This window comes from Elizabethkingia argenteiflava (assembly GCF_009904105.1).
GTDB classification, from domain to species: domain Bacteria; phylum Bacteroidota; class Bacteroidia; order Flavobacteriales; family Weeksellaceae; genus Elizabethkingia; species Elizabethkingia argenteiflava.
In genome coordinates this window covers 1-255 of record NZ_JAAABJ010000457.1, presented here as the reverse complement: position 1 = coordinate 255, position 255 = coordinate 1, and the positions used below count along the sequence as shown (strand labels likewise).

The 255-nt window shown below is 41.2% G+C and carries 1 protein-coding gene; it reads right to left on the bottom strand.

The window, feature by feature from the left end; all coding sequences use genetic code 11:
• On the bottom strand, positions 1 to 246 hold a 246-nt coding region (locus tag GNY06_RS05300; RefSeq protein ID WP_317163752.1), incomplete at its 3' end, for a transposase.
• Between the last annotated feature and the right edge of the window lie 9 nt (positions 247 to 255).

Genomic DNA, 255 nt, shown 5'->3' with positions numbered 1-255 from the left:
TCCTTTTAATGACCGGTTATTGCCCCAGCGAATATTCTGGCTGTCCATAATACCAAGCGATGGCTCTGATTTTTGTCCTAGTTTTACTCGAAATTTGCCTCGTAAATGTTCCAACACTAGTTCGAATAGCCCCATATCTGCCCACTTTTTATAATAATAGTACACCCGTTGCCACTTGGGGAAATCTTGGGGAAGCATACGCCATTGACAACCTGTTTTAACAAGGTAAAGAATACTGTTCCAAATAATCCGTAG